Raw genomic sequence first — 10,924 nt, 5'->3', positions numbered from 1 at the left:
ACAGCAGCCAGGGCGAGTCTGATCGCATCTCAATAACCAGCCCGGCGGCGGACACCATTGAGATTGCAGCCAGCATATGGGAGACAATGCTCACTCCTGCACGCTCGAAGGAATCTAAGCGAGGGAGACAGATCCGAACTGCAAAGAGGTAGATCACACCAAACGCTGTCATCGCAACAAACAGGGCACGCCATCCGAGATACCCAGTGAGGCCACCACCGACGGCGGGCCCCAACGCCATGCCCAGACCCACGGCTAGTCCCCAAAGTGACATGTAAGACGTCAACTGTTGTGGGGAGCTGGCGAGCTGTCGTAGCGAAGCGAGCCCAACTGGTACGAGAACTGCCGCTCCGATGCCTGCGAGAATGCGACTCCCGATCAGCGTGAGAGCAGAGAGAGAAAGAGCGCCGAGTAGCGAACCAGTCGTATACAAGCAGAGTCCAACGGTGAGAACTTGCCTTTTGTCGAAGCGGTCGCCCAGCGTGCCGCCGATCATAGTGAGTGCCGCCAGGATGAGGACGTATGACGCGGAAACCCATTGCATCTCGACAAGGTCAAGCCTGAGTTCATCGCGTATGGCTGGGAGGGCGAGGTTGATGGCAGTGTTGTTGATATTGACCGTCAGGGTGCCCATTGCACACGTTGCTGCTGCCAGCCGCCCGTCTGAAGCTCGGTTCCGTCTCACTCGGCCGCTCCAACCGACTCGCTACGTTGCTCGAGTGTCAGACTCAGCCGCGTCATTTCGATTTCGTGGTGAGCATCGAGTGCGTCGAACTTCATGCGTTCACTGACTGCAACTGCGTTGGTCACAGGCGTCACGCGGATTTTTCGCATCTCAGCCAGTGCTTCGACTGCGAACTGGATATTGGTGGTGAACTCATTTGCCCGGAGTTGCCGAGCCGGATTTTAGGGTGTTCGACCGAGAAGCGGGTAGCTGCATAGCTTCGGTCAAGTTGTACCCACTCAACCTCGTGAGGTAGATGCAACCGATTGCGTTCTTGAATCTCCCGAGAGAGTATCTTACATTGAACTTCAGGCGAGGTGCTCCCGTAATTCGAGCCGTTAGCGGTGGAAAATGTATCCAAAGATGCGTTTCGGGCGCGGGGGCTGGGGGTATAGCAGGAGCTGTCATTGGCGAAGTCTTGGCTGTTGACATAACGGCGAGGCAAGGGGCCTACTTGCTGTTCGAGGTCGAGTATGACCTGAAGCTCTACAGCTGCCTGTGTGGTCACGAAGTGGGCGCCGTCGAGGTGGAGGGAGAGTGACACCTGGCTGATGCGTTCCCATTCTCCGAACTGTTGAATCGAATGCTTGACTTCGGCGCCATTGCGGCTCGCGCCGAAACTCATGACCATCGAGGGGCCATACGCCTGGACGCCACGGCTCGTTGCCTGATAGATCGAGCTGCTCGTCGTCTGTTCGTTCGTCATTGGGTTGCGGGCATGGAAATGCCAGTATCTGCAACCCATATCCGAAAGTCGTCTCGCTTCGTCGAGAACATCCTCCGTGCGGTGTTTGATCAAGACTCCTGATGCGGCGGCGTCCATGACAGGGTGACGTGTTGCGCGGTGATTGCCTGGGGTGAACTTAGCGCCGGTCACAGCAGCGCCTAGGATGAGAGTGCTCAAAGAAGTGCCCTTGTGCTTGGGAGGTTCGACTTCCATCTCGTGGTGGCTCGGGCGGTGATGCCCGAACCTCGCTTTGAGGCAACCAGCAGAGCGCTGAGTAGTCAACGAAGATTCTTTTATCGGGTATGAGGTTCTTTTATGGAATTGCGTCAATTGCAAGTCTTTGTTGAGGTAGTGGACGCGGGCTCTTTTAAAGGGGCAGCAAGCAGGTTGCATGTTACGCAGCCTGCAGTGAGCTATTCCATTAGGGCGCTCGAAGCGCGATTGGGTGTCGGGCTCTTCGTGCGGGGCCAGCATTCAGCCCGCTTGACGCCGGCTGGTGAATCACTGCTGCCGCGTGCGCGGAGTATTCTTAGGCAAGTCGAACTGGCGGCCAGAGATGTTTTGCTTAGTGGCAATGGTGAAGTTCTGCGCGTGGGATGCTTCGCCAGCGTTGGGCTCGATTTCTTCCCTAGTGTCGCGAGGCGATTCAGCGAGAGGTTCCCCGGTGTTGATATTGAAGTGAGTGAAGGTACGGACCTTGAATTGGTTGCCGGTCTTCGCGCAGGAGATATTGATGTTACGTTCGTTCTCGGGGAACCGCGTGGCGTCGCTACGACCTTCCTCTATTGTGATGATTTCGTGTATGTGGCGCGTACCTTGAATCAGATTCAGGGCTCGTGTATCGATCTTCAAAGCTTGTCTGGCGTACGTCGAGTGCGCTCGATGGGCGGCTGTGAAGACGTGATCGCACGCGCCCTCGAACTTCACGGCATCGTGAGCTCCACCCCGGCCCAGGTAAGAGAAGCCTCGACCGCACTTTCGATCGTGGCGGCGGGGATCGCGAGTGCCATTTTGCCTAGGGCGTTGGTGTCAGGAGCGCATCGCGACGTCGTCTGTGCTGACATGCGACCGAATATCACGCGTCAGGTTGGTATAGCGGTGCGGGAGGACGGCACGAGTGGACTGCTGGCGGCGTCGTTTGCTCGATTGGCACTTGAAATGGCCAAACAGCGCGGCTCCAGAATGAGTCAGCTTGGGAGCTGACGGGTGTTCACGTCCATTCTCAAGTGTTGCCCGATTGGGGCTGGCAGCGTGGGCAGCGGTAGCTGATGCGGGTGGTGGCGTTTGGGTCCGAGCTTGTTTCGGAGCCGGAGGTGTGAGCTTCACGGAGGATGGTGCTGCCGCATCGGCGGCAGGGCTGACCGTCGCGGCTGAACACCCAGCTGCGTTGTCCGCGCCGGAGGTTTCCGGTGGTGGTGCGTTCGACCCGGTCGCGGTTCACGGTGATGAGCCGGTGCGCGAGCTCGATGAGGCGGGGGAGGTCGCGGACTTCGCCGACGGGCGTGTGTGGGTCGAGGCCGCGGAGGAAACAGAGTTCGGTGACGTATTCGTTGCCGAGGCCCGCGAGGTTGCGTTGGTCGAGGAGTGCGGCGGCGATTTCGCGTGATGGCTTCTGCTGGATGCGGGCGAGGGCTGCGCTGGCATCCCAATCGGGGCCGAGAAGATCTGGGCCGAGGTGGTCGAGCCGTGCGGTGGCTTCGTCGCTCGTGAGGAGTTCGACGACGGAAAGCTCGAGACCGAGCGCGATGGCGCGGTTGGTTTCGAGGGCTGCGCGGATGAGGTGGTGTGCGACTCGTGGCCGCTGCCCTGACCGTGCGATGCGCCAGGAGCCGTCCATGCCGAGGTGCGTGTGCAGGATGCGGCCGTCATCGAAAGCCGTGAGGAGATGTTTCCCGCGCGGAGTGACCGCGGTGATTTCGCACCCGACGAGGCTGCGCGCAGCCGCGCTGTAGCGGGGGACGCGCAGCTCGGCTCGTGTGACGACGGATCCGGCGAGGGTCTCGTGGAGGTGGGCGGCGGCGCGGTAGACGGTGTCGCCTTCGGGCATGGCTATCGCACCTCCGGGGCGGTGAAGCCGCGCGGGGAGCGCTGGAATCCTGCCTGTGCGAGCCAGGTGGTGATGGGATGCTCGTGGACGTACGCTCCGTCGACCTTTTCGATGACGAATCCGGGCACGCGCGCCCGCGTCAATGTCTCGCCGAGTGAGAGCACGGCGGCACTCAAGAGGTCGTCATCGTTGGTGAAGGTGAGGAGGGTTTTCCCGCCGCGTTCGGCGTAGAGGATGAGCTCACCGTCGACGAGGGTCACGAGGCCGCCTGCTTTTCGGCCAGGGCGGTGGCCGGTGTCGCGGTCGGGCCAGGCAAGGGCCGCGCCGTAGGGGTTGGCGGGATCGCACGCTGCGAGCGTGAGCGCGGTGCGTGGCCGCGGAGCGCCCGGGTCGAGCTCGAACTGGCGCAGGCGGTCGATCGCGCCAACGGTGGAGAATTGGGCGGCGCCGAGCCCGTGGATGATGTATCCGCGGCGGGCCTTGCCGCGCTCCTCGAGCTGCGAGAGGACCCGATAGGCGAGCGCGAAGCCACCGTCGAGTCCCTCGGCCATCACGGAGCCCTTGGTGATGACGCCGTAGCGGTCGAGCAGCAGATCGGCTTGGGCGAGCGCGCGCTCGTTCGGGTCTGGTGTGCCGTGCTGCACGGTGAACCAGCGCCCGCCGAGCTGCGGAGGTGTGGCAGCGGGCGCGGGAACGCCTGCCCCGAATCCTGCCGCGAAGCTGGATGCTGCCCGGCCCCGGTAGAGGCGTCCGCGGGCGGCGCGACGGGGCACTCGGTGCGCGGCACGGCTTGCGGCACCGCCGGTGCCAGCGAGCAGGTGCCGCAGGGGATGGAAGGTGTCGTTGCTCAGGTGCCCCTGCCAGACGAGCTCCCACACGAGCTCGGTGAGCCGTTCGGGCGTGATGCCGCCGCCTGCCCCCTCGTTGAGAGCAGTGAGGAGCTCGTTCGCGAAGAGTGCGCCTCGAGCGTGGAAGAGCTCGAGCAGCAGGGCGCCTTCTGCGCTGGGTGCTTCGCTCGCCTCGGGCGGCAGCGTGAGGGTTGCGGTGTCGCTCAGGTGAAGGCTTACCCAACCGTCTCCGCCCGGGATCGAGCCGTGGCCGCGCCACCGCACCTCGCCGCTCGCGAGCAGTTCGTCAAGGAGTGCGGGCGTGTAGTCGGGGAGGCGACTTGGCAGGATGAACCGCTCGAGGGCGGATGCTGGGACGGGCGAGCCAGCGAGCTGGTCGATGACGGTGACGAGCCCGTCGAGGCCGCGCAGCGGTCCGCCGACGTGTTGCCAGCTTGGGAGGAAGCGGGCGAAGCTGTGCTGCTCGACGGGCTCGAGCTCGTTGCGAAGGACAGCGAGGGAACGGGCACGGATGCGGCGCAAGACGTTCGCATCCACCCATTCCCTCCCTTGAGCGCCGGGACGGAAGGCGCCTTCGATGAGGCGGCGGGCGAGGGTGAGTCGGGCGAGGGCTTCTCGCGCCACCGCAGGTGCAAGGGCAAAGGCTTCAGCGATCTCGTCGATGGTGAAGGGGCCGTGGGTGCGCGCGTAGCGGGCGATGAGATCGCCGATCGGGTCATCCAGCGGTTCGAGGAACGCATTTGGGATGCCTGGCGGAATGAACGCACCAAGGGCGTCGCGAAGGCGTCCGGCGTCTTCGATGGCGGCAAGGTAGGTGATGCCGTTGAAGCGCACTTCGACCGTGCGGCGAGCTTCGATGAGCTCGCGTGCAAGCTGCTGCGCTGCTGCCAGCAGGCGCCTACCGCGTGCTGCGTGTTCGGCGAGCGCCTCGGCGCGGGATGCCTGTTCGCGGCGCGCTGCGCCCGGTGCAGGGTCGACGTCGTTGTCGCTGCGATTCGGCGCCGCGCCTGCGGCTGCGGCGTGCGCTGCACTCGCGGCGCCCTCACCGTCAGCATCAGGTTCTGGCCCCACGATGCGCTGCGCGAGCTGCTCGAGCGGCAGAGGACCGACGACGCGCAGGAGATCGGCAACCGCTTCAGCGTCGCGCGCGCGACGTTCGGGCACGAGCCACTGGAGCTCGTCTTCGACCTGCCAGATGACGCGCTCGTCGAGGAGCTCGCGAAGTTCGACCCGACCAAGGAGCTCGGCGAGCATCCCCGTGTCGATGGCGAGCGCTTGGGCGCGGCGCTCGGCAAGCGGCGCATCGCCCTCGTACATGAACGCGCCGACGTAGCCGAAGAGCAGCGTCCGTGCGAAAGGGGAGGGGCTTGCGGTCTCGGTTTCGACGACATGGACTTCGCGACGCTCGACGCGGCGGGCAAGCTCGACGAGCGCAGGCAGATCGTAGACGTCGTGGAGGACTTCGCGGATCGTCTCGAGAATGATCGGGAACTGCGGGAAGCCTCGCGCGACGTCGAGCAGCTGTGAGGCCTTTTGTCGCTGCTGCCAGAGCGGTGAACGATTGCCCGGATGCAGGCGAGGCAGGAGCAGCGCTCGCGCCGCAGCTTCGCGGAAACGGGAGGCGAAGAGTGCCGACCCGCCCACCTCGCGGGCAACGACCGGCTCGATCTCTTCGGGATCGAGGACGAAGAGCTCAGCTCCGGGAGGTTCGCTCTCCATGTCGGGGAGACGAACGATGATGCCGTCATCACTGGCAACAGCGCTGCCATCCACGCCGAAGCGTTCGGTGATGCGGGCACTCACGATGAGCGCCCAGGGGGCATGCGTGGGCTTGCCGTAGGGGGAGTGGAGGACGAGCCGCCAGTCGCCGAGCTCATCCCGGAATCGCTCAACGAGGAGCGTCCGATCGCTCGGCACATGCCCCGTCGCGGCACGCTGCTCGCGCAGGTACGCCACGAGATTGTTGCGGGCGCGATCATCCATGAGCTCGGCGAGCCCGGCGAGCGGCGCTTCGCTGGGGAGAGGTGTGCCATCTGGTGGCAGGGCGTGGACGATCTCGCGTGTCGTCCGGCCGATCGCCTCACCAAGTTCGGCGGGGCGGCCGAGGGCGTCTCCCGTCCAGAACGGGAGTCGCCCCGGTTCGCCGAACGCGGGCGTGACGTTGACGCGGTCGTGCGTGATCTCGACGATGCGCCAACTCGTGGCCCCGAGCGCAAAAACATCGCCGACGCGCGATTCGTAGACCATTTCTTCGTCGAGCTCGCCAACGCGCAGGGTCCCGCGGGTTTCGTCGTCGCTGGCGCCCTGGGCGAGGAACACTCCGAACATGCCCCGGTCGGGGATTGTGCCGCCACTCGTGACCGCGAGCCGTTGCGCGCCTGGGCGACCAGTGAGGGTGCCCTCGTCGCGATCCCACACGATGCGCGGCCTGAGCTCTGCAAAGGCATCGGAGGGGTATCGACCCGCGATGAGATCAAGCGTTGCATCAAAGACAGAACGGGGCAGCTTCGAGAAGGGCGCCGCGCGGCGGACGAGGTCAAACCACGCCTCCACCTCGAGTGTGTCGATCGCGGCGGCTGCGACCGTCTGCTGTGCGAGCACATCGAGCGGGTTCTCGACGATCGCGAGCGACTCGATCCGGCCCGCCACCATTTCGTGCGCGGCCACCGCAGAATGGAGGACATCCGCACGGTGCTTCGGGAAGAGATCACCGCGCGAGACGACACCAACCTGGTGGCCGGCACGGCCGAGTCGCTGCAGGCCCGAGGCAATGGAGGGCGGGGATTCGAGCTGGATGACGAGCTCAACATCGCCCATGTCGATACCGAGCTCGAGGCTGGAGGTCGCGACAACGCAGCGAAGCGCGCCCGTCTTCAAAGCCTCTTCGACCTCGGCGCGAGCCTCCTTCGACACTGAACCGTGATGGGCGCGCGCAATGACCGCGGTCGCCCCATGGCTTTGCCCTGACTGCGCAATCTGCTCGGCTGGCGGACGTTTCGGGGCAGAGGCCTCGCGAACGGCAGCGCCACTCTCAGCCTCGAGCTGTTCCTCCCACAGCTCATTGAGCCGAGCCGTGAGCCGCTCGGCCAAGCGGCGTGAGTTCGCGAAGACGATCGTCGACCGATGTTCGAGAATTCGCTCGAGAATGGCTGCCTCAATGTGCGGCCACAGGGAGCCGTCGGATGGCGCCTCGCTCGGATCGCGGAGAGAGGTGGCGGCGTTGCCGGTGAACGGGTCGTCGAAGGGATCGCTCGCCGCGGCGTCCCGAGAGGCGCTGCGCAGCATCCCAACATCGCTCATGTCGTCGACCGGCACCCGCACGAGCAGATCGAAGCGCTTCTCACTTGGCGGGTTCACGATCTCGACCGGCTGCCCGCCGCCGAGGAACCGTGCGACCTCTTCGAGCGGCCGCACCGTGGCGGACAGCCCGATGCGTTGCGCGGGACGCTCGAGGAGAGCATCCAAGCGCTCGAGCGAGAGCGCCAAGTGGGCGCCGCGCTTGGACCCCGCCAACGCGTGGACTTCGTCGAGGATGACTGTCTCGACACCCGTCAGTGTGGTTCGCGCCTCGGAAGTGAGCATGAGGTAGAGCGACTCGGGCGTGGTGATGAGGATGTCGGGTGGATCGGCCCGTTGCCGACGCCGCTCTGCCGGGGTCGTGTCGCCCGAACGCACCGCGACTCGTGGGCGGGCCAAGGTCTGCCCCAGGCGGCGAGCGGTCTGCGTGATGCCCACAAGCGGACCCTGCAGGTTTCGCTCGACATCCACGCCGAGCGCCTTGAGCGGCGAGAGATACAGCACCCGCGTGCGCCGGGGGCCCTGCTCGGCTTCGGCAGCCTCGCGCTCTTCAGCGGCCAGCGCCGCGCTCAACTCAGGCGTGAACACCTCGGGCTGCGCAGTGGGCTCGTTCGCGAGCTGATCGAGTGCCCACAGGAACGCCGCGAGTGTCTTACCGGAACCCGTCGGCGCAACAATGAGCGCGTGGCGGCCCGAACGAATCGCGTGCCACGCCTCATCCTGCACGCGCGTGGGCGCGCCAAAGGCACCCTCAAACCAGGCCTTGGTGGCCGGTGAGAAGTACTGCAGCGCGTCACTCATGCGTCGAGCCTGTCACCCACCACCGACATTCCGGGAGAATCCCCGGTCAGTGGTCTATTCCTCGCCAAGGTTGAGGTGCTCGCGCAGGTAGGCGGAGAGGGCGCGAAGCCCCTCCACCGAAAACACGTGCCCGACGCCCTCGTCGACGTAGATCTCTGCGTTCGCGCAGGCCTGCATCCATGCTTCCGTCACCGGAATCGCCTCGGCGGGGATGACGGTGTCCGCCGTGCCGCGCCCCCACCACGCGGAGGGTTTCACGCGCGCCACCTCGGCATCCAGGCCGTGCACATCCGGCGCAACGAGCGTCGACTGCACCGCGACCGTGCGGAAGCGCTCCGGCGCACGGCGAACCGCCGCGAGCGACACGATGCCGCCCTGTGAGAAGCCAAGCAGCGAGACGCTCTTCGGGGCCGCGGGCAGTGCGTCAATCCATTCGAGCACGCCCTGCGCTGCGGCATCCGCAGCCTTCGCGAAGGCTGCGAGTCGTTCGGGGGAGCTGGCGTCCAGAAGGGCTCCCTGCGCATCGAAGTGCAGCGGGAACCACTCGTAGCCAAGCGGCGATGCCCCACAGGGCGCGGGCGCCAAGAGTGAGGCGTAGATCGGTTCATTCGGTAGCTGCGGCACGATATTCATGAGGTCGCGCGCATCCGAGCCGTAGCCGTGGAGCAGCACGACGAGGTGGCGTTCCGGCAGCTCCTCAATCGGCGCGCTCCACACGACGCGATGGGGATCCACTACCGAAGAACGATCACTCGAAGCCATGCCCATATTCTCCCTTGACGTTGCGCTCGCCACCCGAGTTTTTCCCGTGCACCCATGTCGGCCAGGGCCTCCACACGCAAGAATGGAGACATGCGAGTGAGTACGCCAGATCCCGAGTCGAACGGTGGATGGCTCAGCGGCGAAGACCTTGAGTACGTGCGCCGCCGGGTGCCGATCCTCTACGTGGAAGCGATTCCCGTGCGCCTCGCGCCGAGCGGCGAACTCGAGCACATCGGCCTGCTTCTGCAGGCGAACGAAGATGGCGTCATGACCCGTGCCTTCGTCTCGGGCCGTGTGAACTATGGCGAATCGCTCCGGGATACCCTGAACCGCCACCTCGAAAAAGACCTTGGCCCGATGGCGCTGCCGCAGCTGCCGGCCTGCTTGACGCCGGTCACCGTCGCCGAATACTCACCAATCCCCGGCGCGCGGCTCGTGGATGAGCGCCAGCATGCGGTCTCACTCGTTTACGTGGTCCCCGTCTCGGGGGAGTGTGACCCGTGCGAAAACGCCCTCGAAGTGTCGTGGTTAACGCCCGGCGAGGCGCTCGACCCGGATCTCTTGGAGGAGCTCGAGGGTGGTCGTGCCCGCATCCTCAAGACGGTCATCGGCCAGCTGAGCGCGTGGCCGTAAGTCGCGCGGTGAACATCCATTTCCTTCGGTGGATGTATCTTTCCGGCGATCGTTCAACTCTGAATTAGAATCGCCGATGAGGCGCTTTGCATGCGCCAGTAGACGCCGACGAGCAGTGCGGCGAGAAGGCAGGACATGACCGAGCACGACGACGCCGCGACATATCCCACGCGCCGGGCAGCCCGCGAAGCCCGAGAAGCTGCAGTGCGTGCGCGCGCAACGGAGCAGGCGACGACGTCCTCGACTGACGCGATTGCGCAGCACGGAGCTCCGCGCATGGAGGCGCCGCAGCCTGCAACACACGGTGCGGAAGCTCCGCAGTCCGTTGACGACAAGCCGGTGGCTGAGCCTGCGCCCGTAGCAGACGCTACGCCCGCCGAGGAGCCTGCAACGGCCGACGCCAAGCCGCGCCGAGCGGGTCTCAGCGCCACGCGACGCGGACTCCTGCGGTGGTTCATGGTTGGCGGTGCCGTTCTGCTCGCTGCGGTGGTCGTCATCGCACTCGCGGTGAGCTTCCTTGGACGTGGCAGCTACGCGCTCGGATCCCGCACGAGCATCGGCTCGCTATCGGCCGTGCCGCCCAAGATGGACGGCTGGAGCACGCCGGCACCGACGCTTGCCGCGATCTCGTCCTCGGACGGCGCCTGCCAGTTCAGCGCAGGTGTGGCCACCGCCCCGGCTGGCCTCAGCGAGCGTCCCGTCGTCATCGAGGTTGGCGACGAACCTCGCGTGCCGCAGAACGATGGTGACGCGACCCGCGCGTACCTGCGCATGACGATCGAAGGCTTCACTGCTGGCTCGCCCGAATGGACGATCGAAGAGCTCGACAGCCAGTGGGTCGAGATGCGCCAGGGGCCGGAAGAGACCGCGAAGACCGACCGCGTTGAGCTCAGCGTCTTCCGCGCGAAGTCCGCGAACTCGGTGCTTTACTACGCTGGCCACACCTTCCTCGGTTCCGGTTCGAGCCTCGCGATGACCACTCGCTGCAATGGCGTTGACCGCATGACTGAAGAAGAAGCCCGCAAGCTCTTCGCTGGCACCACGATCACCTACGCCGAAGCCCCCAAGGCCTAAGGGCCTACCCT

Annotated in this window: 8 protein-coding genes; 3 read left to right on the top strand and 5 right to left on the bottom strand. The window is 65.3% G+C overall.

Features of this window, described 5'->3' with window-relative positions:
* Together ZAL01S_RS04835 and ZAL01S_RS10285 are read right to left on the bottom strand one after the other, a co-directional pair.
* Positions 1-634 (bottom strand): MFS transporter (locus tag ZAL01S_RS04835; protein WP_159421590.1); only part of this gene is annotated, 634 nt, incomplete at its 3' end.
* Positions 635-815: 181 nt separating this feature from the next.
* Positions 816-1,601, bottom strand: coding sequence for a hypothetical protein (locus ZAL01S_RS10285; RefSeq protein ID WP_159421589.1), 786 nt, complete (start codon positions 1,599-1,601; stop codon positions 816-818).
* Between the two features lie 165 nt (positions 1,602-1,766).
* Here ZAL01S_RS10285 and ZAL01S_RS09745 point away from each other — a divergent pair, with 165 nt between their 5' ends.
* Positions 1,767-2,654, top strand: coding sequence for a LysR family transcriptional regulator (locus ZAL01S_RS09745; protein ID WP_083523071.1), 888 nt, complete (start codon positions 1,767-1,769; stop codon positions 2,652-2,654).
* 19 nt (positions 2,655-2,673) lie between these two features.
* Here the strand turns inward: ZAL01S_RS09745 and ZAL01S_RS04825 are convergent, their stop codons facing one another.
* The 3 genes from ZAL01S_RS04825 to ZAL01S_RS04815 are packed head-to-tail and all read right to left on the bottom strand — an operon-like array spanning position 2,674 to position 9,206.
* On the bottom strand, positions 2,674-3,498 hold the full coding sequence (locus tag ZAL01S_RS04825; protein WP_066080540.1) for a DNA-formamidopyrimidine glycosylase family protein: 825 nt from the start codon (positions 3,496-3,498) through the stop codon (positions 2,674-2,676).
* Between the two features lie 2 nt (positions 3,499-3,500).
* A complete protein-coding gene (locus ZAL01S_RS04820) occupies positions 3,501-8,444 on the bottom strand; it encodes an Lhr family ATP-dependent helicase (protein WP_066080538.1) in 4,944 nt (1,647 codons plus the stop codon).
* A gap of 54 nt (positions 8,445-8,498) precedes the next feature.
* Positions 8,499-9,206: an alpha/beta hydrolase gene (locus ZAL01S_RS04815; RefSeq protein ID WP_159421588.1), complete on the bottom strand. Its 708-nt coding sequence runs from the start codon at positions 9,204-9,206 to the stop codon at positions 8,499-8,501.
* 90 nt (positions 9,207-9,296) lie between these two features.
* On the opposite strand from ZAL01S_RS04815, the gene ZAL01S_RS04810 reads away from it, so the two are divergent.
* Both ZAL01S_RS04810 and ZAL01S_RS04805 read left to right on the top strand, forming a co-directional pair.
* A complete protein-coding gene (locus tag ZAL01S_RS04810; RefSeq protein WP_066080532.1) occupies positions 9,297-9,839 on the top strand; it encodes a DUF4916 domain-containing protein in 543 nt (180 codons plus the stop codon).
* Positions 9,840-9,974: 135 nt separating this feature from the next.
* Positions 9,975-10,913, top strand: coding sequence for a hypothetical protein (locus ZAL01S_RS04805; RefSeq protein WP_066080527.1), 939 nt, complete (start codon positions 9,975-9,977; stop codon positions 10,911-10,913).
* Positions 10,914-10,924 lie beyond the last annotated feature (11 nt).

This window comes from [Zimmermannella] alba NBRC 15616, from assembly GCF_001570905.1.
GTDB lineage: Bacteria > Actinomycetota > Actinomycetes > Actinomycetales > Microbacteriaceae > Pseudoclavibacter > Pseudoclavibacter albus.
The sequence above is the reverse complement of the archived record's forward strand: the minus strand, read 5'-3'. Positions and strand labels throughout refer to the sequence as shown.